The 25,221-nt window shown below is 74.9% G+C and carries 10 protein-coding genes; 2 read left to right on the top strand and 8 right to left on the bottom strand.

Features of this window, described 5'->3' with window-relative positions; all coding sequences use genetic code 11:
* Window positions 1–23: 23 nt before the first annotated feature.
* Together ACQ9ZG_RS30430 and ACQ9ZG_RS30425 are read right to left on the bottom strand one after the other, a co-directional pair.
* Window positions 24–248: a hypothetical protein gene (locus tag ACQ9ZG_RS30430; protein WP_018487294.1), complete on the bottom strand. Its 225-nt coding sequence runs from the start codon at window positions 246–248 to the stop codon at window positions 24–26.
* Window positions 249–409: 161 nt separating this feature from the next.
* The gene (locus ACQ9ZG_RS30425) at window positions 410–1,171 is read right to left on the bottom strand and encodes a thioesterase II family protein (protein WP_109916796.1); all 762 of its coding nucleotides are present in this window, start codon (window positions 1,169–1,171) and stop codon (window positions 410–412) included.
* Between the two features lie 565 nt (window positions 1,172–1,736).
* On the opposite strand from ACQ9ZG_RS30425, the gene ACQ9ZG_RS30420 reads away from it, so the two are divergent.
* Window positions 1,737–3,623, top strand: a complete 1,887-nt coding sequence (locus tag ACQ9ZG_RS30420) for an AfsR/SARP family transcriptional regulator (protein ID WP_499281431.1) — start codon at window positions 1,737–1,739, stop codon at window positions 3,621–3,623.
* Between the two features lie 137 nt (window positions 3,624–3,760).
* Entirely contained in the window at window positions 3,761–4,423 is a 663-nt protein-coding gene (locus ACQ9ZG_RS30415) for an O-methyltransferase (protein WP_099218350.1), read from the top strand.
* Window positions 4,424–4,465: 42 nt separating this feature from the next.
* On the opposite strand, the gene ACQ9ZG_RS30410 is transcribed toward ACQ9ZG_RS30415, so the two are convergent.
* From ACQ9ZG_RS30410 to ACQ9ZG_RS30385, 6 genes are read right to left on the bottom strand one after another with little or no spacing between them, the layout of a single operon-like run.
* Entirely contained in the window at window positions 4,466–5,566 is a 1,101-nt protein-coding gene (locus tag ACQ9ZG_RS30410; RefSeq protein ID WP_109916297.1) for an HAD-IIIC family phosphatase, read from the bottom strand.
* 35 nt (window positions 5,567–5,601) lie between these two features.
* Window positions 5,602–6,717 (bottom strand): acyl-CoA dehydrogenase family protein, encoded by a 1,116-nt coding sequence (locus tag ACQ9ZG_RS30405; protein ID WP_109916298.1) that lies wholly within the window; start codon window positions 6,715–6,717, stop codon window positions 5,602–5,604.
* Window positions 6,710–6,991, bottom strand: coding sequence for an acyl carrier protein (locus ACQ9ZG_RS30400; protein WP_028419142.1), 282 nt, complete (start codon window positions 6,989–6,991; stop codon window positions 6,710–6,712). The genes ACQ9ZG_RS30405 and ACQ9ZG_RS30400 overlap by 8 nt, the downstream gene beginning before the upstream one ends.
* A 22-nt stretch (window positions 6,992–7,013) precedes the next feature.
* The gene (locus ACQ9ZG_RS30395) at window positions 7,014–7,883 is read right to left on the bottom strand and encodes a 3-hydroxyacyl-CoA dehydrogenase family protein (protein WP_099218362.1); all 870 of its coding nucleotides are present in this window, start codon (window positions 7,881–7,883) and stop codon (window positions 7,014–7,016) included.
* A gap of 17 nt (window positions 7,884–7,900) precedes the next feature.
* Window positions 7,901–14,224 carry a type I polyketide synthase gene (locus ACQ9ZG_RS30390; protein ID WP_499281430.1) on the bottom strand — a complete coding sequence of 2,108 codons (6,324 nt, stop codon included), beginning with the start codon at window positions 14,222–14,224 and terminating at the stop codon, window positions 7,901–7,903.
* Window positions 14,225–14,255: 31 nt separating this feature from the next.
* A complete protein-coding gene (locus ACQ9ZG_RS30385) occupies window positions 14,256–25,058 on the bottom strand; it encodes an SDR family NAD(P)-dependent oxidoreductase (RefSeq protein WP_499281650.1) in 10,803 nt (3,600 codons plus the stop codon).
* Window positions 25,059–25,221: the final 163 nt, after the last annotated feature.

Raw genomic sequence — 25,221 nt, 5'->3', positions numbered from 1 at the left:
CCCGGACTCTTCGACGCCCTCCCCTAGGATTCAAGGAATTCCGGGAGGACATGGGGCGGCCATGCGCCGACGCTCAGCACTCCGAGCGAGTGCGCACGGGAAATCAGAGCGGCTCGGTTCGCGGCCTGGAAATGGCGCATCATCAGCCCGATGCGGTACTCGACGCCCTGTCGGCTCAGATAGAGCGACGCCGCGAGCCGGACGGTCGGGGTGCCGACCGCGACACCTTCCAGGATGCGGACGTCCACGGCGGTCAGCCGCCGGAGACCCGTGGCGGCGGGTGGTTCCCCGCCCGCCGGACGGGCGCCGCCGGCGGGCTCGGACCTCGGCGGCCGCGGTGCGGGCTTGATCTCTTGAGAGGTCGCTGACGGGGTCACTCCCCGGTCCCCCTTCCCTGTCGTCCGTCGTCTCAGGTGCGCAGCGTGCCGGTGAGGTGGTCACGGAGCATGGCGGTCACCTCGTCCGCCCGGCTGCTGAGGTAGAAATGCCCGCCGGGGAAGACCCTGAGGTCGAAGGCGGCCGTCGTGCGGTCGCTCCACTGCGCGGCCTCGGGGACGGGTGTCCACGGGTCCTGGTCCCCCACCACGGCGGTGACCGGGCAGGTGACCGCGGCGTCGCGGTCGGCCCGGTAGGCCGCCAGGGCCCGGTAGTCGCCGCGCAGTGCGGGCAGCACCATCCGCAGCAGCTCCTCGTCCTCCAGGAGCCGGGCGTCGGTGCCGCTCATGGCCCTGACCTCCGCCACGATGCCCTCGTCGTCGAGCGGGCCGGAGAGCTCGGGTCCGTCCGCGGACGGACCCTTGCGGCCGGAGACGAAGAGGTGGTCGATCCGGCCGCCCGCGCGCTCGATCCGCCGGGCCACCTCGAAGGCGACGAGCGCGCCCATGCTGTGCCCGAAGAGCGTCAGGGGGAGGTCGTCCCAGCGGCGCAGCGCTTCGGTCACACCGTCGGCCAGGCGGTGCAGGTCCTGGACCGCGGGCTCCTCCCGGCGGTCCTGTCTGCCGGGGTACTGGACGGCCAGGAGGTCGACCGGTCCGCGCAGCGCCGCGGACACCGGGAAGTAGAAACTGGCCGAGCCGCCGGCGTGCGGAAAGCAGACCAGGCGGCGCGCGGCCGTCGGCGAGGGATGGAAGCGGCGGCACCACAGGTCGCTGTCCAGGGAAAGCGGGGTCATGTCGGCCTTTTGATCCTTTCTCGAATTGTCCGCGCGGGGCCGGCGAGCGGTGCTCGGTGATCGCCTGGCACATCTCCGCGCCGGTGGGTCGGCCGGTACGCGCTAATGCGGGGAGCGCCGAGCGGCGGTGATCGGCGAGTCGGGGCACCGCATATGACAGCCTGCCATGCCCCTCGGAATGTCAGCAAGTACGCATCTGAGCATATCCGGCCATGCAGGTTCGCGTTCAATTCCCGCTGCTTCTCCGGTAATTGGCGAGAAAGCTGCGGTCCGGACCAATCCTGGGGGGATTTGCTCGGGGCCCGCTCCGCGGCGGCGGACCGGGCGGACCCGGTGGGCGGCGGACCCGCCGCCTCTCCCCTGCGGCCACGGCCTCCGGCCGCCCGGGAGCGGCGGAAGCGGAGCCGCCGTCCCGGTGCCGCGCAGCGTAAACCCGGCACGAGCGCAAGACCCCTCGCTCTAGGAATACATCTAGACACGACAGGAGCGCGTTGACCCCTCCATGGTCACCTAAGACGCTGGAAGCAGCCTTGCCCACCCGTCGTGCGACGAAGAGGACTCCCCCTTGAACTTCCTGCTGCTGGGCCCGCTTTCCGTCCGGCTGAACGCGCGTGAGGTGCACGTGTCGGCGCCGAGGCAGCGCGTGGTCATGGCGGCGCTCCTCCTCAACGCCAACCGGGTGATCTCGGTCGACCGCATCACCGAGTACGTGTGGGACGGCGCTCCGCCGCCGAGTGCCGCCGCGACCGTCCGCACCTACGTGATGCGCCTGCGGCAGTCGCTGGGCGAGCACGCCTCCGCCCGGATCCTCACCCGGGCGCCCGGCTATCTCCTCGAACTCGGCGAGCACGAGAGCGATCTCGGCCAGTTCACCGCCCACCGCAGACGCGCGGCGGAGCTGGCCGAGCGCGGAGACCTGGAGAGCTCCTCCGCCGAGCTGGCCGAGGCACTCGCCCTGTGGCGCGAGGAGCCGCTGGCGGACATCCCGTCACGGACGCTGCGCGATGTGGAGGGCCGCTACCTCCACGAACTCCGGCTGCAGACCATGGAGCTGCGGTTCGACGCCGAACTGGCTCTCCTGCGGCACGCCGAGATCGTCCCGGAGCTGGTGCGGCTGGTGCGGGAGCATCCCTTACGGGAGGCCCTGGTGGGCAAGTTGATGCTGGCACTCTTCCGCTCGGGACGGCAGTCCGAGGCCCTGGACCTCTACCGGCGCACCCGGGTCCTGCTCGTGGAACAGCTCGGGGCCGAGCCGGGCGCGGATCTGCGCGAGGTCCACCGGCGCATCCTCTCGGCCCACCACGACCGGCCCCGTACGCCCGCGCCCCGGGCGCAGCCCGCACCGGCCCCGGGGACAGCCGCCGCACCGGCCGCCGCCACGGTCCGGGAAAGGTCCGGCTGGCCCGATCCGGCACAGCTTCCCTCGGTGCCGCTGCCGCTGGCGGCCCGCTCCGACGCGCTGGCGCGGGTACGGCACTTCCTCACGACCGGAACGATGCCCGCGGGCATGGTGGCGACGGCGGTGGTGACCGGCCGGGGCGGGGTCGGCAAGAGCGCCCTGGCCCTGCACGCTGCGCACACCATGCGCGACTCCTCCGTACACGGCCAGCTGTACGCGGATCTCGGCGGGGCGGAGCGTCCACTGACCGCACGGGAGGTGCTGCCCCGGTTCCTGGCGGACCTCGGTGTGCCCCGGGACGAGATCCCCGGGGAGGAGTCGGAGCGGGAGAGCCTCTACCGCTCGCTCACCGCGGGCCGCCGTCTGCTGGTGGTGCTCGACAACGCCTCCGGCTCCGCGCAGGTGCGGCCGCTGATCCCGGGCAGCGGGGGCAGCAGGCTGCTGGTGACCAGCCGGCGGCGGCTGGCGGATCTGGAGGGGGCGCGCACCCTGCTGCTCGGCCCGTTGGACGAGGCCGGGTCGCTGGAGCTGCTGGGGGGCATCGTCGGCACGGCCGGGGTGGGGGGCGAGCCGCGGGCGGCCCGTGCGGTGGTGACGGTCTGCGCGGGGCTGCCGCTGGCGATCCGGATCGCGGCGACCCGGCTGCTGGAGCGCCCGCACTGGAGCATCGGGCACCTGGCCCGGCGGCTCACGGAGGCCCCCCGGCTGCTGGACGAGCTGTGCGCGGGCGATGTCGGCGTCCGGCCCTGCCTGGACGCCGAGGTGGCCGGGCTCCGGCGGACGGCACCGGGCGGGATCGACCCCGCCGAGGTGCTGGCCGCACTGGGCACCACCGGGGCGTCCTCGGTCTCCAGCGGCGAGGTCGCGGTGCTGTTCGGCTGCCCGGAGGCGCAGGCCGAGGAGGCCCTGGACTCCCTGGTCGTGGCGAATCTGCTGGATGCGCCCGCCGGGGGCCGCTACCGGCTGGACGCGCTGCTCCGGGCGTACGCGCGCGAGCGGGCGCAGGAGGCCGCCGTACGAGGGCACGGCCGCTCCTACATGCGCGCCGGGTGACGGCCCCCGCGCCCCTGCCCCGCCCATCCGCCCGCCCCTCTCCGATCCGATCCTTCGCGATCCGGTCTCCTGCGCGCCCCGATCCTCTTCGCCCCGAACCCCTTCGCCCTGATCCCCTTCGAGAGGAACTCCGCACCATGGCCGACCAGACAGCAGCCACCCACGACCTGCTCGCCTACGTCCGCGAGGTCTCCCTCCGTGACGACGACCTCCTCAGGGAGCTGCGCGAGACCACCGCGGGGCTGCCGGGCGGGAGCGCCCTGCAGGTGATGGCGGAGGAGGGCCAACTCCTCGCCCTGCTCGTCGGGTTGACGGGGGCGCGGACGGTGCTGGAGATCGGCACCTACACCGGCTACAGCACCCTGTGCATGGCCCGCGCGCTCCCGGCCGACGGTCTGCTGGTGTCCTGCGACATCGACGACCGGTGGCCGGCCATCGGCGCCGACTTCTGGAAGCGGGACGGGGTTGACGCACGGATCGACCTGCGGATCGGCGATGCCGCCGCGACCCTGGAGGCGCTGCTGGCCGAGCGCGGGCCGGAGAGCGTCGACCTGGTGTTCATCGACGCGGACAAGGCCAACTACCTCCGCTACTACGAGGCGTCGCTCGCCCTGCTGCGCGCCGGGGGTCTGATCGTGGTCGACAACACCCTCTTCTTCGGCCGGGTCGCGGACCCGGCCGCCGTGGACCCGGAGACCGCCGGGGTCCGGGCCCTGAACCGGGTGCTGCACGAGGACCCCCGGGTGGAGCTGTCGCTGCTGGTGATGGCCGACGGGATCACCCTCGTCCGCAAGCGCTGAGGGCGGCGGGCCGGAGCCCGGGAGCACCGGCCGCCGCGGCGGTCACGGTGTTCCCGGGCCCCCTTCCGGCGTGCTCAGGTCGGGTGCCTCCACGTCCATGACGGTGGACACCACGCGCGGGCCGGGGGCCAGGTGCAGCCGCTCCAGTCCGGTGTCCGCCGCGGCCGGTACGAGGACGGCGGCGCACGGGCACGGGGCTTCGGCCAGGCCCTCGAAGCCGGCGAACCGGTAGGCGATCTCCATCATCCGGTTCCGTTCGGTCGCCCGGAAGTCCGCCACCAGGTGGACCCCGGACCGGGCGGCGGCGTCGGCCAGCCAGTTCAGCAGGGTCGCGCCCGCCCCGTAGGCGACGACCCGGCAGGAGGTGGCGAGCAGCTTGAGGTGCCACAGGCCCGGGTGGCGCTCCAGCAGCAGGACCCCGACCGCGCCGTGCGGGCCGAACCGGTCGGTGAGGGTGACCACCAGGACCTCGTGCCGGGGGTCGGTGATCAGGCCGCGCAGCACCGCGTCCGGGTAGTGGACCCCGGTCGCGTTCATCTGGCTGGTGCGCAGGGTGAGTTCCTCGACCCGCGACAGCTCCTCACCGGTGGCCCGGCCGATGCGCATCCGCAGGTCCAGGGAGCGCAGGAACTCCTCGTCGGGGCCGGGTGCGGCCGCCCGCTCGGCCTCGCGGCGGAAGCCCGCCTGGTACATCTCACGGCGGCGCCGGGAGTCGACGGTGCTGGTCGCGGGGGTGAACTCGGCGAGGTCGGGGAGGGCCAGGACCCGGTCGGCCGGGTAGCACCGTACGTCGGGCAGGTGGAAGGCCACCTCGGCCCGTTCGGCGGGCCGGTCGTCGAGGAAGGCGATGGCCGTGAGCGCGAAGTTCAGCCGGTCCGCGATCCGGCGCACCGCGTCGGACTTGGCGCCCCACCCGATCTCCGGCAGGACGAAGTACTCGGCCACGCCGAACGCCTCCAGCCGGGCCCAGGCGTGGTCGTGGTCGTTGCGGCTGGCGACGGACTGGAGGATGCCGCGGGAGTCGAGCTCGATCACCACCTTGCGCACCTCGTCCGGCAGGTGCACCTCGCCGTCCTCCAGCAGGGTGCCCTGCCAGAGGGTGTCGTCCAGGTCCCAGACCAGGCACTTGACGGTCTCGGCCATGTCGTCCTTCCTCGTCTCGTCGGACGCGGGCCCGCTCACGGTGCCCCCGGGGCGGAGAGGGCGTGCTGGGCCAGCATCAGCCGGCACAGTTCGTTGCTGCCCTCGATGATCTCCATCAGCTTGGCGTCCCGGTACGCACGGGCCACCGTGTGCCCGTCCCGGGACCCGGCCGAGGCCAGTACCTGGACGGCCGTCGCCGCGCCCCGCGCGGCCTGGGTCGCGCTGACGTGCTTGGCCAGTACGGTCGCCACCACCTGGTCCGGGGAGCCTTCGTCCCAGCAGCGGCCGGCGTACTCGCAGACCCGCGTGGCCACCTGCTCGGCCGTGTAGAGGTCGGCGATGTGCCCGGCGACGAGCTGGTGTTCGGCGAGCGGTCTGCCGAACTGCCGCCGTCCGGCGGCGTGCGCGGTGGCCGCCGCCAGACAGGCCCGCAGGATGCCCACGCACCCCCAGGCGACGGACATCCTGCCGTAGGCCAGCGCGGTCGTCACCAGGAGGGCGGTCGGCAGCCCGTGGCCGCCCAGGACGCTGTCGGCCGGCAGCCGCACCCCGTCGAGGTGGACGTCCGCGTGCCCGGCCGCGCGGCAGCCGAGCGGGTCGGTGATCCGCTCGACCCTGACGCCGGGTGTGCCGGTGGGCACCACGACGGCCACCGCACCGTCCTCGTGGCGGCCGACGACGACCAGCAGGTCGGCGTAGTGGGCGGCGGTCACCCACTTCTTGTGACCGTCGACGACGACCGTGTCGCCGTCGCGGCGGACGGTCGTCGTCATGGCCGCGAGGTCGCTGCCCGCGCCGGGCTCGCTGAAGCCGACCGCCGCCAGCGTCCCACCGGTCAGCCGGGGCAGGAGGCCGGCCGACTGCTCGGCGGTGCCCAGGCGCTGGATGGTCCACGCCGCCATGCCCTGGGAGGTCATCACGCTCCGCAGCGAGCTGCACAGGCCGCCCGCGTGGGCGGTGTACGCGCCGCTGCTCAGGCTGCTGAGCCCCCAGCCGCCGTAACTCTCCGGGACCTCGGCGCACAGCCGGCCCTCGGCTCCCAGGTCGCGGAGCAGCTCCGGCGGGATGAGGCCGGTGCGGTCCCACTCCCCCGCCAGGTCACCGACCCGCAGGGTGAGGGAGGTCATGGCACCGCTCAGGTCCTCACCCATGCCGGCCCCCGGCGGCGGGCACCCGGAGCCGGTCCACCAGCTCCGCCATCCGCCGTACGGTGCGGAAGTTGTCCAGCCGCAGGTCCGCCCCCCGGATGGCGATGCCGTACGTCTTCTCCAGGTGCACCACCACCTGCATGGCGAACAGGGACGACAGGCCTCCGACGTCGAACAGGTCGGTCTCGGCGTCCCAGGCGGTCCCGGTGCGTTCCTCCAGGAATTCCAGCAGTTCCTTCTCCAGGTCGTGGATGTCGGGCGTGTTCGCTGCGGTCATGGCCGTCTCCTCGTGGGGGTGATCAGGTGTAGTCGTAGAAGCCGCGCCCGGACTTGCGGCCCAGCCGTCCCTCGCGGACCAGCCGGAGCAGCAGTCCGGTGGGACGGCAGCCGTCGTCGCCGGTGCGTTCGTGGAGCACGGTCAGGGAGTCGACGAGGTTGTCGATACCGATCAGGTCCGCCGTGCGCAGCGGGCCGGTGGGGTGTCCCAGGCAGCCCTGCATCAGGGCGTCGACGTCCTCGGCGGTCGCCGTGCCCTCCTCCACGACCCGGGCCGCGTCGTTGATCATCGGGTGCAGGACGCGGCTGGTGACGAAGCCGGGGGCGTCGCGGACGACGACGGCCCGCCGCCGTACCGCCGTGAGCAGGGCCGCCACGGCGGCCATCGCGGAGTCGCCGGTCCGGGGACCGCGGACCACCTCGGCGGTGGTGATCAGGTAGGGCGGGTTCATGAAGTGGGTGCCGACCAGTTCCTCCGGCCGTTCCAGGGCCCCGGCCAGTTCGTCGACGGGGATGGAGGAGGTGTTGGTGATCAGCAGGGTTCCGGGCCGGACCAGTCCGGAGACCTCGGACAGGACGGCGGCCTTGACGGCGGCGTTCTCGGTGACCGCCTCGATGACCGCGGTGGAGCCGCCGACGGCCTTGAGCGAGGTGCCGGTGGCCAGGGTGCCGGGGGCCGTCCCGGCGGGCAGGGCTCCCATCAGCTCGGCCAGCCGGAGTTCACCCTCGATCAGCTCCCCGGCCCGGTCCAGCCGTTCGCGGTCGGTGTCGACCAGGTGGACCGGCAGGCCGTGTCCGAGGGCGAGGACGGTGATGCCGACGCCCATCACCCCGGCTCCCAGGACGGTGAGGGCGGGGCGCGGGGGCGGGTCGTCGTACGGGGCCGCGGTCAACGGGTTCTCCTTCGTCTTCACAGGTCGTCGGGGGTGCGGAGGGTGGTGCCGAGCCAGTCGGCGACGGCGTCGCCGGTGGTCGCGACATGCTCTTCCATGATCGAGAAGTGGTCTCCGGGGACATCGAGGACGGTGTCGGCACCGGCCCACGACGAGCGCCAGTCGCCGGCTCCGGCGGACGGGCGGCCGAGCGGGGTGGAGGCGCGCACCAGCAGCAGCGGGGCGCGGACCGGCGGTGGGGTCCAGTCGTCGAGCAGACGGAAGTAGCCGCCCATCGCGGTCAGCCGGGTTCCGTCCATCGGGGCCGCCCGGTCCTCGCGGGCGAACATGCCGCCCAGCAGGACGTCGTTGAACTGGGTGATGCCCTGGTTGTCGGAGAGGTAGGTGTCCAGCAGCACCACGGCCGCCGGGCCCTCGCCGCGCTGTTCCAGCGCGGCGGCCACTCCGTGGGCGAGCGTGCCGCCGGAGGAGGAGCCGGCCAGGACGAGCCTCCGTCCGGGCAGCTCCCGGAGCAGGGTCGTGGCCTGGAAGTCCAGGAGGGCCGCCATGTCGGCGGGCAGTTCCTCCTCGGGGGTGAATCCGGGGGCGTCCAGGGCGGCGACGGCGTAGTGGTCCCGGAAGCGGGCGGCGAAGCGGGCGTACTGGTGGGCGCCGCCGAGGGCGACGACGGAGCCGAAGCAGACGAGTACGGGGGCGTCGGCGCGTTCGTTCAGGCGCAGCAGCCGGGGGCCGGTGCCGGTGGCCGCGAGGTCGCCGCCGCGGTGGAAGGCCGGACGGAGGGCGGAGGCGTTCTTGAGCAGGGCGATGCCCTCGTCGGTCCGGCCGAGTGCGCAGGCGCGGCGGAACAGCACGCTCACCGGGTCGTCGGGGTCGGATGCGGCGGCGGTCACGGGTGCGGGTGCCGCCGCGGGCCGGTGGGGGTCGTCCGTACGGGCCTCGGCGGCGAGGCGGGCCGCGAGCGCGGCGGGAGTGGCGCTGTCGAAGACGGCGGAGGGCCGCAACCGCAGTCCGGTGAGGTCGGCCAGCCGGTTGCGGAGTTCGACCGCCGTCAACGAGTCGAATCCGACGGAGAGGAAGGGCTCCGTCGCGGAGAGCGCCCCGGAGTCGGTGTGGCCGAGGACCTCGGCGGCCTGGGCGAGGACGAGTTCACGCAGGATCAGCTCGCGTTCCGGTGCGTCGGCGGCGGAGTCGAGCCGGTGCCGCAGCGCCGCGGCGGCACTCGGCGCCCCCTTCGCCCCGGTCGCCGCGGCCGGGCCGCGCCGGACCAGGGAGCGCAGCATCGGGTGGACCGGCCCGTCGCCGCGCGCGGTGAGGTCGAGGTGGGCCAGGACGACGGGGCTGCCGTCCGCCGGCGGGGCGGCGTCGGCGGCGCACACCGTGTCCAGCAGGGCCATGGCCTCCTCGTCGGAGAGGCCGCGGGCGCCGCGCCGGTCGATCCGCCGCCGTTCGGCACCGTCGAGGCCCGCCGTCATTCCGCCGACCCGCTCCCAGGGCCCCCAGGCCAGGGACAGGCCGGGGAGACCGAGCCGCCGACGTTCCGCGGCGAGGGCGTCGAGCGCGGCGTTGGCGGCCGAGTAGGACGCCTGGCCGGGGCTGCCCAGCACACCCGCGGCGGAGGAGAAGACGATGAACGCCGAGAGGTCCGCCCCGCGTGTCAGCCGGTCGAGGTGGTGGGCGGCGTCGAGCTTGGGCCGCAGGACGGCGGTCACCCGCTCCTCCGTCAGCCCGTCCAGCAGACCGTCGTCGAGCACTCCGGCGGTGTGGACGACGGCGCACAGCGGATGGCGTTCGGGGATGGCCGCCAGCGCGACGGCCAGCGCCTGATGATCCGTCACATCACAGCGTACGGAGGTCAGTTCGGCTCCGGCTTCGGCCAGCTCCGCCGTCAGCTCCGGCAGGCCCGGGGCGTCGGCGCCGCGACGGCTCAGCACGCGGAGGTGGCGTACTCCGTGCGCGGCGACGAGATGGCGGGCCAGGACGGCGGCGAGAGCACCGCCGCCGCTCAGCAGCACGGTCCCCTCGGAGGGCCCGAACGGGCCGTCGGGCCGGGCCGCCGCCGAGGCGGGGGCCGTGGGAGCCGGTAGCCGGACCAGCCGGGGCGCGTACAGGACACCGCCACGCAGGGCCGCCTGGGGTTCGCCCGTGGCGAGGAGGTCGGCGAGCGCGCCCCCGAGACCGTCCGGGTCGGCACCGTCGGTGTCCAGCAGCACGAACCGGTCCGGGTGTTCGAGCTGGGCCGCGGCGAGCATGCCCCGGACGGCCGCCGCGCCCAGGTCCGCCGGCCGCGCCCCGAGCGGGCCGGTCGCCCCCCGGGTGAGGACCACCAGGGGCGTACGGGCGGTGCTGTCGTCGGCCAGGTGGGCCTGGAGGCGGTCCAGGACCCCGGACACGACCGCGTGCACCGCCTCGGGGTCCGTGTCCCGGGTGGGGGCGCTCCCCGTCCCACCGGCCGGGGTCCCGGTTCCGGTGCCGTCGGACGGGGGGCAGACCAGCAGCATCGCGTCCGGGGCCGCGGGCAGGGGTTCGGCGGGGAATCCGGCCGGCAGCAGCCGCTCGTCCCGCGGGCCGAGGAGCCCCCAGCGGGTGACCGGGCGCGGGCCGGGCCCGGTGGTGACCGGCGTCCAGCCGACGTGGAGGACGGAGCCGGCGGAGGCCCGCAGCGCGGCGGTGGAGGCCGTGCGCAGGGTGAGCGCGCCGACCGTCGCCACGGTACGCCCCGAGGGGTCGGTGATCCGCGCGGCGACGGTGTCCGGGCCGTCGGGGCGCAGCAGGACCCGCAGGACCTGCGCGTCGGAGGGCTCGATCCCGACGCGCTGCCAGGAGAACGGCAGGGGGACCCCGTCTGCGGGCTCCCCGGTGCTTCCGCGCAGACCGGCCGTCTGGAGGGCCGCGTCCAGGAGGGCCGGGTGCACGGCGAAACCGTCCGCCCCGCTGCCGGGGAGGCCGTCGGGCCGGGCCACTTCGGCGTGGATCGCGTCCGGGGTGCGCCAGGCGGCGCGCAGGCCCCGGAACGCCGGGCCGTAGCCGACGCCCCGGGCTTCGAGGAGCCCGTACAGCTCGTCCACGTCCAGGGGGACGGCGTCGGGCGGCGGCCATGCGCCGGCCGGTTCGGCGGCCGTGTCGTCGACATCGACGTCGGCCGAGGGGTCCTGGGGGCCGACCGTACCGGTCGCGTGCCGAGTCCAGGGCGCGGCCTCGGCTCCGGGGGCGGGCTCGGGCCGGGAGTGGAACTCCACCGGGCGGCGCCCCGTGGAGTCCGCCGCCCCCACCCGTACCCGCAGGTGGACTGCGTGGTCGCCGGTCGCGTCGCCGGGCAGCAGCAGCGGGGCGGCGAGGGTCAGTTCGTCCACGAGGGCGCAGCCGAGGCGGCGGCCCACGTGCGCGGCCAGCTCCACGAGGGCCGCGCCGGGCACGATCACGGCCCCGGCCACGGCGTGGTCGGCGAGCCAGGGGTGGGTGGCCGGGGAGATCCGGCCGGTGAAGAGGGTGCCCGCGTCGTCGGGCAGTTCGACCTCGGCACCGAGCAGCGGGTGGTCCACGGCCGACTGCCCGGCGGCCACCGGGTCCCGGCCGGCCGGGAGGGCGTCGAGCCAGTAGCGTTGTCGCTGGAAGGCGTAGGTGGGCAGGTCCACCCGCTGGCCGCCGGTCCCCGCGAACAGCCGCTCCCAGTCGACCCGCAGGCCCCGGACGTGTGCCTCGGCCAGGGCGGTCTGGAACCGGCGGAGCCCTCCGGCCCCGCGCCGCAGGGTGTCGAGCACCAGCGTCTCCGGGGCGCCCGTGTCGGCGGCCGTGTCCTCGATCCCGTACATCAGGGCGGGCTGGGGGCCGACTTCGACGAAGACGCGGTGCCCGGACGCCAGGAGCGATCGGGTCGCCCGCTCGAACTCGACGGTCTGCCGGAGGTTGCGGTACCAGTACCCGGCGTCCAGGGCCTCCGTCTCCAGCAGACCGCCGGTCACGCCGGAGTAGTACGGCACGGCGCCCGGGAGGGGGGTGATGCCGTCCAGGTCGGACAGCAGGCGCTCACGGATCTCGGCCACGTGCGAGGAGTGCGACGCGTAGTCGACCTCGATACGGCTCGCCCACACCCCCTCTTCCAGAAGTTCCCCCACCAAAGCCGCGACCGGATCCGCGTCGCCCGAAACCACCGTCGACGAGGGGCCGTTGACGGCTGCCACCGACAACCGGCCCGCCCACGGGGCGATGCGCTCGCGCACCACGTCCACCGGCAGCGGGACCGACGCCATGCCACCGCGTCCCGCCAGCTCCCCCACCGCACGGGAGCGCAACGCCACCACGCGTGCCCCGTCGTCGAGGCTCAGACCGCCCGCCACACAGGCGGCCGCGATCTCGCCCTGGGAGTGGCCGACGACGGCGTCCGGAACGACGCCGAACGACCGCCACACCTCGGCCAGCGACACCATCACGGCCCACAGCACCGGCTGCACCACGTCGACCCGCGCCAACAGCCGCTCCGAACCCAGCGCCTCCGCCAACGACCAGTCGGTGTAAGGCTCCAACGCCCGCCCGCAGTCGGCCATCCGCTCCGCGAAGACCTCCGACTCCGCGAGCAGTTCCGCGGCCATCCCCACCCACTGCGAGCCGTGGCCGGGGAAGACGAGCACCGAGCGGCCCGGGAGCCGGCCGCCGCCGGACACCAGTCCCGCCGCGCCCGCGCCGCGCGACAGGGCGGCGACACCGGCCAGCAGTTCGTCCCGGTCCGCACCCACCACCACGGCACGCTCCGCGAATCGCGAACGCCCCACCGCCAGCGCACGGCCCACGTCCACGACGTTCAGCCCCGGTTCCGCCACCACCCGCTCGTGCAGCGCCGCCGCCTGGGCGCGCAGTGCGTCCGGGGTGCGCGCCGACAGTATCCAGGGGACGGCGACGGGCACCGGTCCCGGCGCCTCGGTCGGGCCGACCGGCTTGTCGGGGGCGGCCGTCGGGGTTGCGGGGGCCTCTTCGAGGATGACGTGGGCGTTGGTCCCGCTGGCGCCGAAGGAGGACACCCCGGCCCGGCGCGGCCGTCCCGTCTCGGGCCAGGGGGCGGCCTCGGTGAGCAGGGAGACGGCTCCCTCGGTCCAGTCGACGGCGGGCGAGGGACGGTCGATGTGCAGGGTGCGCGGCATCACTCCGTGCCGGATCGCCAGCACCGACTTGATAACCCCGCCGACACCCGCGGCGGCCTGGGTGTGGGAGAGGTTGGACTTCAGCGACCCCAGCCTCAACGGGCGGTCGGCGGGCCGGTCCTGGCCGTACGTGGCCAGCAGCGCCTGGGCCTCGATGGGGTCCCCGAGCACGGTGCCGGTGCCGTGCGCCTCCACCATGTCCACCTCCGACGGGGCGAGTCCGGCACGGGTGAGGGCCTGGCCGATCACGCGCTGCTGCGCGGGCCCGTTCGGGGCGGTCAGCCCGTTGCTGGCGCCGTCCTGGTTGACGGCCGAGCCCCGGATGACCGCCAGGACGGGGTGGCCCGCGCGCCGCGCGTCCGAGAGGCGTTCCAGCAGGAGCAGGCCCAGGCCCTCCCCGAACCCGGCTCCGTCCGCAGCGGAGGAGAAGGACTTGCTGCGGCCGTCGGGTGCCAGGCCGCGCTGACGGCTGAATCCGGCGTACAGCCCGGGGGTGGACATCACGGTCACCCCGCCGGCCAGGGCCAGGGTGGTGTCGCCGGAGCGCAGTCCCTGGCAGGCGAGGTGGACGGCGACCAGGGAGGACGAGCAGGCGGTGTCCAGGGTGACCGCCGGGCCTTCCAGGCCCAGGGTGTAGGCGATCCTCCCCGAGGCGACGCTCGGGATGCTGCCGGTGCCGAGGAAGCCCTCCACCTCGTCGGGCACGCGTTCGAGGCGGGACGCGTACTCCCCGTAGATCACTCCGGTGTAGACGCCGGTGCGGCTGCCGCGCAGGGTCGTCGGGTCGATGCCCGCGCGCTCCACCGCTTCCCAGGACGCTTCCAGCAGCAGCCGCTGCTGCGGGTCCATGGCCAGGGCCTCGCGCGGGGAGATGCCGAAGAAGCCGGGGTCGAAGCCGGTGGCGTCGTGGAGGAAGCCGCCTTCCCGGACGTAGAAGGTGCCGGGGGCGTCGGGGTCGGCGTCGAAGCCGCCCTCGACGTCCCAGCCCCGGTCGGTGGGGAACGGCGAGACGGCGTCGCGTTCCTTGAGCAGCAGCTCCCACAGGTCCTCCGGGGTGCGCACACCCCCGGGGTAGCGGCAGCTCATCGCCACGATGGCGACGGGCTCGGCGGATTCGTCGCGGAGCCGCCGGTTCTCCTCCCGCAGGCGCTGGTTGTCCAGCAGCGAGGCGCGCAGGGCGGCGACCACCTGGTCCGTGTCGGCGGGCATGGGGTTCGGCTTCTCCTTCTGCGGCTGTCGGTCAGTCACGTTCGCCGTCCAGGGCCATCCGGACGAGTTCGTCGACGGCCATGTCCTCGATGCCGTCGGCGCCGGGAGTGCCGGTGCCGTCCACCGGGGCCGCCGGAGCCGCCGGGTGGCCGACGAGGTCCAGGAGCGTGTCGAGGAGACCGGCCCGGCGCAGGGCGGCGGGCGGGACCGTGGCGAGCAGGGAGCTGATCTCGTGGTCCGGCGTCCCGGCCGCCCTGCCGCCGACGGCGGGTCCGCCCGGCCCGTCGGGTACCAGGCGGGTGCTGAGGTAGGCGGCGACGGCGGCGGGGGTGGGGTGGTCGAAGACCAGGGTCGCGGGCAGCCGGCGGCCGGTGGCGGCGCTGAGCCGGTTGCGGAGTTCGACGGAGGTGAGCGAGTCGAAGCCGAGGTCCTTGAACGGCTGCTCCGGGTCGATGGACCCGGCTCCGCCGTGGCCGAGGATGTCGGCGCCCCGGCTCCGTACCAGGTCGAGCAGGGCCGCGAGGCGGTCCTCCGGGGAGAGGCCGGTCAGCCGGCGGAGCAGCGAGTCCGCCGCGGCGGCGTCCGCCCCGGAGGCCGGGCGGCGTACGGTGCCGGGGACCAGGGCCGAGAGCAGGGCCGGGACGGGCGCGGTCCGGGCCGCCGTCCGGAGCCGTCCGAGGTCGATCCTGACCGGCACGAGCAGCGGTTCGTCCAGGGTGAGGGCCGCGTCGAACAGCGCCAGGCCCTCCTCGCTGCCGATGGCCGCGGTGCCTCCCCGGGACATGCGCCGCAGGTCGGCGGCGGTCAGCGTCCCGGTCATGGTGCTACGGCGCTCCCACAGGCCCCAGGCGAGTGACTGGGCGGGCAGCTTCAGGGCCCGGCGGTGCTGGGCGAGCGCGTCGAGGAAGGCGTTGGCCGCCGCGTAGTTGCCCTGACCGGCGTTGCCGACCGTGGCGGACGCGGAGGAGAACAGGACGAAGGCCGACAGCGGCAGATCACGGGTGAGGTCGTGCAGATGGAGGGCCGCGTCGACCTTGGGCCGCAGTACGTGGCGCATCCGCGCGGGCGTCAGCGACTCGACCGTACCGTCGTCCAGGACACCGGCCGCGTGGACGACCGCGCTCAGCGGACGGTCGGCGGGGATACCGGCGAGCAGGGCGGCGAGCGCGTCCCGGTCGGCGACGTCGCACGCCTCCACGTCCACCCGGGCGCCGTGTCCGCGCAGTTCGGCGGCGAGGCCGGCCAGGCCCGGGGCGTCCGCGCCGCGCCTGCCGACGAGCAGCAGGTTCCGCACGCCGTGCGCGGTCACGAGGTGCTGGGCCACCAGACCGCCGAGCGCGCCGCCCGCTCCGGTGACGAGGACGGTGCCACCGGGCGCGGCGATACCGGACGGGGTGTCGGGGGCGGAGGCGGGAGCGGGGCCTGCGAGCTCGTCCGGGGCCGGGGGGTGAGGGCCTGTGCGTGCCTCCGGGTCCGAGGCCGGATGGGGGCCGGTGAACATGCCCTTGTCCGGGTCCGGGCCGGGGCGCGTGTCCGTACCCCGGTTCGGGTCCGTCGTGATGGTGGCCCTGGTGAGCCGGGGCGCGAGGAGTCGCCCGGCGCGGATCGCCAGTTGGGGTTCGGTGCCTGCCAGGGCCCGGGGCAGCAGCCCGGTCACGGCGGCCGGGTCGTCGGTGTCGATCAGCAGGAAGCGGTCCGGGTGCTCGGACTGGGCCGAGCGGACGAGGCCGCGGACGGCGGCACCGGTGAGGTCGGTGACCTCCTCACCGGCCGCCGTGGAGACCGCGCCCCGGGTGACGAGGACGAGCCGGGTGCCGTCGTCCCAGCGCGGATCGGCCAGCCACTCCTGGACGAGCCGCAGGGCGTCGTCCAGTGCGGTGTGTACGGATGCGGCGTCGGGCGGGGAGACAGGGTGCGGGGTGGGGTCGCACCAGGCCAGCACGGCGGCGGGCGACGGTGCTCCCCCGTCCAGCGCGGCACCGAGCGCGGCCGGGTCCGGATAGCTGTCCGCGTCGGGGAAGCCCGACCGATCGCCGAGGGCGGCCCAGTGTCCGAGAGGGGCGGCGGCTGCGGTGTCGGGAGCCGCCGGCCACTGGAGCCGGTAGAGGGATTCCGGGCCGCCGGCCGGGCGGAGGGCGTCGAGATCGACCGGGCGGACGGCGAGCGCCCCGACCGAGGCGACCGGGAGGCCGTTCGGGTCGGTCGCGTCGATCGCCACCGACCCGTCCGGCCGGAAGCCGAGCCGTACCCTGAGCGCGGTGGCCTCGGAGGCGTACAGCCTGACCCCGCTCCAGGAGAACGGCAGCCCGGCGGACGGCCGGTCCGGGCCCGGTCCGCTCGCCGGCCGGTCCCGCAGGAACAGTCCCTGGAGGGCGGCGTCCAGCAGAGCGGGGTGCACGCCGAAGGCGGCGGCGGCCCGGTGCTGGTCCTCGGGCAGGCGTACCTCGGTGAAAATCTCGTCGCCCCGGCGCCAGCCGCCGGTGAGACCGCGGAAGGCGGGGCCGTAGCCGTAGCCGGAGGCGTCGAACCGGTCGTACAGGTCGTCGACGGGGATCGGGACGGCGCCGGGCGGCGGCCAGGAGCCGGGGTCGTCCGGTGCGGGCGGTGGCTTACGGGTCGCGGCGTCGGCGGTGAGTACCCCGGTCGCGTGCGCGGTCCAGTGCGGAGTCGTCGCGTCCTCACGGCAGGAGAACAGGTCCAGGGAGCGGCTGCCGTGCGCGTCCGCCGCGCCGACCCGCACCTGCAGGCGTACGGCGGTGTCGGCGGGGATCAACAGGGGTGACTGGAGCGTCAGTTCCTCGACCGTGTGGCATCCGGCCTCGTCCGCCGCGCGTACGGCGAGTTCCGCGAAGGCCGCACCCGGCAGCAGGACCGTACCGGCCACGGCGTGGTCGGCGAGCCAGGGGTGGGTCCGCAGCGACAACCGGCCGCTGAGCAGCAGTTCACCCGTGTCGGCCAGCTCGGTGGCCGCTCCGAGGAGGGGGTGGCCGGCGGGGTCGAGCCCGGCCGATCCCACATCGGCCGCCGTGGTGAGCGCGGGTTCGGGCCAGTAGCGGCTGCGCTGGAAGGCGTACGTCGGCAACTCGACCCGCCGCGCCCCCGGGAACACCCCCGACCAGTCCACGCCCAACCCCCGCTCCCAGGCACGGCCCACCGCACGCAACACCTGCTCCTGGCCGCCCTCACCGCGCCGGAGCGTCCCCAGTACCGCCGCCTCCACACCGGCGGCCTCCACCGACTCACCCACCGCCACACCCAGAACGGGGTGCGGACTGGCCTCGACGAAGAACCGGAATCCATCGGACAACAGCGCCTCCGTCGCCTTCCCGAGCTCGACGGTCTCGCGCAGATTCCGGTACCAGTACTCCGCGTCCAGACCCTTCGTGTCCAGCCAGCCACCCGTCACCGTCGAGAAGAACGGCACCGCACCGGACTGAGGCGTGATCCCGGCCAGATCGGAAAGCAACTGCTCGCGGATCTCCTCCACATGCAAGGAATGCGACGCGTAATCCACCTCGACACGACGGGCCCGGACCCCCTCACCGGCCAGCGCTTCCAGGAGCCCGGCGACGGCGTCGGCATCGCCTGAAACAACTGTCGAGGAAGGGCCGTTGACCGCCGCGACCGACAACCGGCCGCCCCATCCGGACAGACGCTCCCGCACCACGTCCACCGGCAACGGCACCGAGGCCATGCCACCACGCCCCGCCAACACCCCCACCGCACGAGAACGCAACGCCACCACCCGCGCCCCGTCCTCCAGGCTCAACCCACCCGCCACACACGCAGCGGCCACCTCACCCTGCGAATGACCCACCACGCCATCCACAGCCACCCCGAACGACCGCCACACCTCCGCCAACGACACCATCACCGCCCACAACACCGGCTGCACCACATCAACCCGCGCCAACAACCGCTCCGAACCCAACGCCTCCGCCAACGACCAATCCACATAAGGCGCCAGAGCCCGCTCACACTCCGCCATCCGCCCCGCGAAAACCCCCGACTCCCCCAACAGCTCCGCAGCCATCCCCACCCACTGCGACCCCTGACCAGGGAAAACCAGCACCGAACGGCCGTCGGCCGTGCGGCCGCCGTCCCCCGCTCCCGATGCGTCGTCAGCCATCTCGCCCAGCAGGGTGCGGAGTTGGTCCCGGTCCCCGATCAGCACCCTCCGGCACTCGAAGGCGGTGCGTGTGTTCAGGGCGGACCCGATGTCGCGCGGATCGGATGCGGGGCTGCCGTCCAGGTGGCGGCGTAAACGGTCGGCCTGGGCGCGCAGTGCCTGCGGGCTCTTCGCCGACAGCAGCCAGGGGACCGTCGGCAGGGGGGCACGCTCGGCAGGCGGGCCGTCGTCGTCCTGGGGGGCGTGTTCGAGGATGGTGTGGACGTTGGTGCCGCTCAGGCCGAAGGAGGACACTCCGGCCCGGAAGGGACGGCCTCGGTGCAGCGGCCAGGGTTGCTGCTCGGTCGCGAGGGCCAGGGCTCCGCGTGTCCAGTCGACGTGGCAGGAGGGCCTGCCGACGTGCAGGGTGCGGGGTACCTGCCCGTGCCGCATGGACAGCACCGTCTTGATGACTCCGGCCACCCCCGATGCCGCCTGGGCGTGGCCGAGGTTGGACTTGAGCGAGCCGACCAGCAAGGGCCGTTCGGCGGGCCGGTCCTGGCCGTACGTCGCCAGCAGCGCCTGCGCCTCGATCGGATCGCCGAGCGTGGTGCCGGTACCGTGCGCCTCCACCACGTCCACGTCCGCCGCGGTCAGCCCGGCGTCCGCCAACGCCGCACGGATCACGCGCTGTTGGGAGGGCCCGTTGGGGGCGGAGAGGCCGTTGCTGGCGCCGTCCTGGTTGACGGCGGAGCCGCGTACCACCGCCAGGACCGGGTGTCCGTTGCGGCGGGCGTCCGAAAGCCGCTCCAGCAGCAGGACGCCGACGCCCTCGCCCATGCCCATGCCGTCCGCGTCGTCCGAGAACGCCTTGCAGCGGCCGTCCTCGGCCAGCCCCCGCTGACGCGAGAAGCTGATGAGGGCACCGGGGGTCGCCATCACGGCGACGCCGGCGACCAGCGCGAGCGAGCAGTCCCCGCCGCGCAGCGCCCGACCGGCGAGGTGCAGGGCGACGAGGGAGGAGGAGCAGGCCGTGTCGATGGTCACCGCGGGGCCTTCGAGGCCCAGGGTGTAGGCGACCCGGCCGGATACGACGCTGGGGGCGCTGCCGGTGAGCAGGTGGCCGTCCCCTTCCTCCGACTGGGCGACGACGGCCGCGTAGTCGGCGTAGTTGACGCCGGTGAACACTCCGGTGCGGCTGCCGCGCAGGGCGGCCGGGTCGATGGCCGCGCGCTCGATCGCCTCCCAGGTGGTCTCCAGGAGCAGCCGCTGCTGCGGGTCCATGGCCAGGGCCTCGCGCGGCGAGATGCCGAAGAACTCCGCGTCGAAGTCGGCCGCATCGTGGAGGAAGCCCCCGTGCCGGGTCGTCGAGGTGCCGGGGTGGTCGGGGTCGGGGTCGTAGAGGGCTTCGATGTCCCAGCCCCGGTCGGTGGGGAGGTCGGAGACGGCGTCGCCGCCGTCGGCAAGGAGGCGCCACAGCTCTTCGGGGGTGCCGATGCCGCCGGGGAAGCGGCAGGCCATGGAGACGATCGCGATCGGTTCGTCGTCGGGCGCGGGCGGATGCGCGGCGGCGTCCGTGACGGAGCGGGCCGGGTCGGAGAGGTGCGGGGCGGAGGGGTCCGGGTCGGTGGTCCGGCGGCCGAGCAGTTCGGTGCGGATCTCCCGGGCGAGCGCGGTGGACGACGGGTGGTCGAAGATCAGGGTGGACGGCAGCCGCAGTCCGGTCGCCGCGTTGAGCCGGTTGCGGAGTTCGACGGCGGTGAGGGAGGCGAAGCCCAGGTCCTGGAAGGCTCTGCCGGGGCGGATCGCGTCCACCGTGGCATGGCCGAGGACGGCTGCGGCGTGGGTGCGGACCAGATCGAGCAGCAGCCGGTGCTGTTCGGATTCGACGAGGGCGGCGAGCCGTTGACGCAGCAGTGCGGCGGCGGGCGCCTCCGCCTCTCCGGCCGTGGCCTCCAGGGCGCGGCGGGCTTCGGGGATGCCGGTGAGCAGCGGGCTGGGGCGGGCGGAGGTGAAGACGGCGGCGAACCGCTCCCAGTCCACATCCGCGACGGTGAGAACGGTCTCGTCGTCGTCGAGCGCCTGGCGCAGGGCGTGGAGGGCGACGTCGGGGGCGATCCGGGGCAGGCCGTGCTGCTCCAGGTTGAACAGGTCGGCGTCCTCTGCGGCGACGCGGTCCTGCCAGGGGTTCTCGGCCTGCCAGATGCCCCAGTCGATGGTGGTGGCGGTGAGGCCGCGTGCCCGGCGGTGCTGGGCCAGGGCGTCGAGGTAGGCGTTGGCGGCGGCGTAGGCGCCGTGGTCGCCGCTGCCCCAGACTCCGGCGATCGAGGAGAACAGGACGAAGGCGTCGAGTTCGCGGTCGAGCAGCGCGTCGAGGTGTTCGGCTCCGGCGGCCTTGGCCGCGACGATCTGCTCGAACGCGGACATCGGGGTGCCGTCCAGCGGGGCGAGCGCCACGAAGGCGGCCGCGTGGACGACCGCGGTGACCGGGTCGCCCGCCGTCTCCAGGCCGGTGAGCAGCTCCGCCACCGCCTGACGGTCCGACAGATCGCAGACGGGCAGGGTCAGTCGTACGCCGAGGGCGGCCAGTTCCGCGGTGAGTTCGGACGCTCCGGGCGCCTGGGGGCCACGGCGGCCGGGCAGGACGAGGTGGGTGGCGCCGCTGCGGGCCAGCCAGCGGGCGAGGTGCGGGCCGACGGCTCCGGTGCCGCCGGTCAGCAGGACGGTGCCCCGGGGCTTCCAGTGCCTCGTGGGGGTGCCGCTCCGGGGGGCGCGCCGGAGGCGGCGGGCGAGGATGCCGGTGGGGCGCAGGGCGAGCTGGTCCTCGCGGCGGACGCCGCCGCCGGTGCCATCGCCGCTCGTGCCGGATCCAGCTGTGCCGACGCCGTTCGCTCCGGTGCCGCCCGTGCCGGATCCGCTCGCACCGGGGCCACCCGTGCTGGGTCCGCCCGTGCCGGGGACGGAGGCCGTCAGTACGGCGGCGAGCCGGGTCCTGGCCCGGGCGTCCAGCTCCGGTGGCAGGTCGATCAGTCCGCCCCAGCGGGCGGACAGTTCCAGTGCGGCCACCAGGCCGGTGCCCCAGACCAGCGCCTGGCGGGGCCGGGTGACCGGGTCGTCCGGGCCCGTGGACACCGCCCCGGTGGTGGCGCACCAGAGGGGTGCCGTGAGGCCGAGGTCGCCCAGGGCCTGCACCAGGGCGACGGTGAGCGCCGTCCCGGTGGGCAGGGCCGGGTGGTCGGGGTGGGGCCGGTCGGCGGCGGCCAGCAGCGACAGCACGCCCGTCGGGACGAGGCCGCCGAGGGCGGTGGCGAGCGTGTCCGCGAGGTCCGTGCGGTGGACGGCGTCGGCTGTGAGTTCCGCCGTGACGACGGTGGCGCCCGCTTCGGTGAGCGCGAGCAGCGGGCCCCGTACCCGAGGGTCTTCGTCTCCGGCGGGCAGGACGACGAGCCAGGTCCCTGCGGGGGCGGCGGCCGACGGGTCGGGCAGGGGCTGCCAGCCGATGCGGTAGCGCCAGGAGTCGATGACGCTCTCGTCGCGCCGTTGTGCGTGCCAGCCGCGCAGGGCGGGGAGTACGGGGGCGAGGGCCTCCTCGTCGACGGCGAGGCGGGCGGCGATCTCGGCCGGGGCGTCGTGGTCGACCATGTGCCAGAAGGCCGTGTCGTGCGGGTCGGCGGCCGCTCCGGTGCCGGGCGCAGTCTCCGGCTCCAGCCAGTAGCGCCGCAGTTGGAAGGGGTAGCTGGGCAGGGCGGTCGGGCGGGCGTCGATACCGGCGTACACCGCGGACCAGTCGACGGCCGCGCCCGCCACCCACAGCTCGGCGGCCGAGCGCAGGGCCCGGCGCAGCCCGCCGTCGTCGCGGCGCAGGGTGCCGACGACCACGGGCGGCTCCACGGCGCCGGTGGCCTCGGCGGTGTCCTGGAGGGCCATGGTCAGGACCGGGTGCGGCGACACCTCGACGAAGACCTCGTGGCCCTGCTCGACCAGGGAGCGTACGGCGGCGTCGAAGCGGACGGTCCCGCGGAGGTTGCGGTACCAGTAGTCGGCGTCCATGACCGTGGTGTCGAGCCGGTCGCCGGTGACGGTGGAGAACAGCGGTGTCCGGGCCGGGAGCGGGCGTACGTCGGCGAGCGCGGTCAGCACCTCGGACCTGATCCGTTCGACCTGGGCCGAGTGGGAGGCGTAGTCCACGGGTACGGACCGGGCCCGTACGCCCTGTGCGGCGCAGCGGGCGAGCAGCGCGGCGAGGGCCTCCGGCTCTCCCGAGACCACCACGGCGGCGGGCCCGTTGACGGCGGCCACCGACAGCTTCCCGGCCCAGGGGGCGAGCGCGGCGCGGACCTCGTCCTCGGGCAGGGAGACCGCGACCATGCCGCCGAGTCCGGCCAGCGCCCGGATGGCCCGGCTGCGCAGGGCGACGACCTTCGCGCCGTCCTCCAGGCTCAGCGCTCCCGCCACCACGGCGGCGGCGATCTCTCCCTGGCTGTGCCCGACCACGGCGTCGGGCCGGACGCCCCAGGACTCCCAGTGCGCGGCCAGGGACACCATCACCGCCCACAGCACCGGCTGCACCACGTCCACCCGTTCCGGGTCGGGCGCCCCGGGCGCTCCCTCCAGAACGGCGGGGAGCCGCCAGTCGACATGGGCGGAGAGCGCGGCGTCGCAGGCGGCGAGACGGTCCCGGAAGGCGGGGCTGGTGGCGAGCAACTCCCGGGCCATACCGGTCCACTGGGAGCCCTGACCGGGGAACACCAGTGCCGTCCGGCCCTCGACGACCCGGCCGGTGCCCATGACGACATCGGCGGGGACGGCGTCGGAGGAAGCGGTGGCGTCGGAGGAGGTGGCGTCCGGGGGCGTGGCGGGGAGGTCCGTGCCCGGGGCGGCGGGGAGGTCCGGAACGGGTGCCGTGGAGAGGTCCGGAACGGGTGCCGTGATGAGGTCCGGGACAGGTGCGGTGGAGACGTCCGGAGCAGGTACGGCGGGGAGCTCCGGGACAGGTGCGGACACGGCGGCGAGTCCGTTCAGCAGGGCGTGGTGATCGGCGCCGATCACCACGGCCCGGTGCTCGAAGGCGGACCGGGTGGCCGCCAGCGAGAAACCGATGTCGGCCGGCCGTGCGGGCGAGCCCGTGGCGAGCCGGGCGCGCAGTCGGGCCGCCTGGTCCCCGAGCGCGGCGGCGGTGCGGCCGGACAGCACCCAGGGCAGCACGGCCCCGGGCGCGCCCGTCGGCTCCGCCGACGGTCCATCGATCCGTGCTTCCGGCGCGCCGGTGACCGTTTCCGGCCCGCCGGCCGCTTCCGGTGCCGACTCGGCCGGTTCCGGCGCCGGTTCAGCCGGTGCCGGTGCCAGCTCGACCGGCTCCGACTCCGGTGCCGGTGCCGGTTCCGGTGCCTGTTCGAGGACGAGGTGCGCGTTGGTGCCGCTCATGCCGAACGAGGACACCCCGGCCCGGCGCGGCCGGTCGACGGCGGGCCAGGCGCGGGCCTCGGTGAGGAGTTCGACGGCGCCCGAGGACCAGTCGGCGTGCGGGGTGGGCGCGTCCAGATGCAGGGTGCGCGGCAGGACACCGTGCCGCAGGGCGAGGACCGTCTTGATGACCCCGGCGACCCCGGCGGCGGCCTGGGTGTGCCCGATGTTCGACTTCAGCGAACCCAGCCACAACGGGCGGCCGGCAGGCCGGTCCTGGCCGTACGTGGCCAGCAGCGCGTCGGCCTCGATCGGATCGCCGAGCGTGGTGCCGGTACCGTGCGCCTCCACCGCGTCCACGTCGGACGCCGTCACGCCCGCGTCCGCCAGCGCCGCCCGGATCACCCGCTGCTGGGAGGGGCCGTTGGGGGCGGTCAGGCCGTTGCTCGCACCGTCCTGGTTGACCGCCGAACCGCGCAGCACGGCCAGCACCGTACGGCCGTTGCGGCGCGCGTCCGACAGCCGCTCCAGCAGCAGCATCCCCACGCCCTCGCCCCAGCCGGTGCCGTCCGCCGCCGCCGCGAACGGCTTGCAGCGGCCGTCGGGGGACATCGCGCCCTGCCTGCTGAACTCGACGAACACCGCCGGAAGCGCCATCACGCTGACGCCGCCGGCGAGCGCGAGCGAGCACTCACCCGCCCGCAGGGCCCGCGCCGCGAGGTGCAGCGCCACCAGCGAGGCCGAACAGGCGGTGTCCACGGTGACGGCGGGGCCTTCCAGGCCGAGCGCGTAGGACACCCGTCCGGACATCACGCTCATCGAGTTCCCCGTCATCAGGAACCCCTGGACGGCCTCGGCGGCTCCCGGACCCAGCGTCGCGTACCCCTGGTCGATGGCCGCCGCGTACACCCCGGTACGGCTGCCCCGCAGGGTGAGCGGGTCGATGCCGGCCTGTTCGACGGCCTCCCAGGACGCCATCAGCAGCAGCCGCTGCTGCGGGTCCATGGCGACCGCCTCACGGGGCGAGATGCCGAAGAACTCCGGGTCGAAGTCGGCCGCGCCCTCCAGGAACGCGCCCCGCCCGGGGACCGTGCCGCCGGACGGCCAGACGGACTCCCAGCCCCGGTCGCCGGGAACGGCCGCGACGGTGTCGCGGCCGTCGGCGAGCAGGTCCCACAGGTCTTCCGGGGTGCGGACACCGCCGGGGAAACGGCAGGCCATGGACACGATCGCGATGGGCTCACTCGTACGGGCCTCGGCCTCCCGCAGCCGCTGCCGGGTGTTCCGCAGGTCGATGGTCACCCGGTTGAGGTAGTCGCGCATCCTCTGGTCGCTCACTGGACACCGCTGCTTTCGTCTCGGGCTGCTCGGGTCTCGTCTCCGGGTGCGCGGGGTGCGCGCACGGCGCGTACGCAAACGGCGTGAAGTACAAGGAAGTTCGGGAGTACGCGGACGGCCGGGAGTACGCGTACGGCGTGGGGCGCAC

The sequence above is a fragment of the Streptomyces araujoniae genome, assembly GCF_050871195.1.
GTDB classification, from domain to species: Bacteria; Actinomycetota; Actinomycetes; order Streptomycetales; family Streptomycetaceae; genus Streptomyces; species Streptomyces bacillaris.
This window is presented reverse-complemented; position numbering and strand designations above follow the sequence as displayed.

Coding starts and splice junctions, on each gene's coding strand:
- ACQ9ZG_RS30385 (WP_499281650.1), bottom strand. CDS start 25,058: ATGCGCGACTACCTCAACCGGGTGACCATCGACCTGCGGAACACCCGG.
- ACQ9ZG_RS30390 (WP_499281430.1), bottom strand. CDS start 14,224: ATGCCCGCCGACACGGACCAGGTGGTCGCCGCCCTGCGCGCCTCGCTG.
- ACQ9ZG_RS30425 (WP_109916796.1), bottom strand. CDS start 1,171: ATGACCCCGCTTTCCCTGGACAGCGACCTGTGGTGCCGCCGCTTCCAT.
- ACQ9ZG_RS30400 (WP_028419142.1), bottom strand. CDS start 6,991: ATGACCGCAGCGAACACGCCCGACATCCACGACCTGGAGAAGGAACTG.
- ACQ9ZG_RS30415 (WP_099218350.1), top strand. CDS start 3,761: ATGGCCGACCAGACAGCAGCCACCCACGACCTGCTCGCCTACGTCCGC.
- ACQ9ZG_RS30410 (WP_109916297.1), bottom strand. CDS start 5,566: ATGGCCGAGACCGTCAAGTGCCTGGTCTGGGACCTGGACGACACCCTC.
- ACQ9ZG_RS30405 (WP_109916298.1), bottom strand. CDS start 6,717: ATGGGTGAGGACCTGAGCGGTGCCATGACCTCCCTCACCCTGCGGGTC.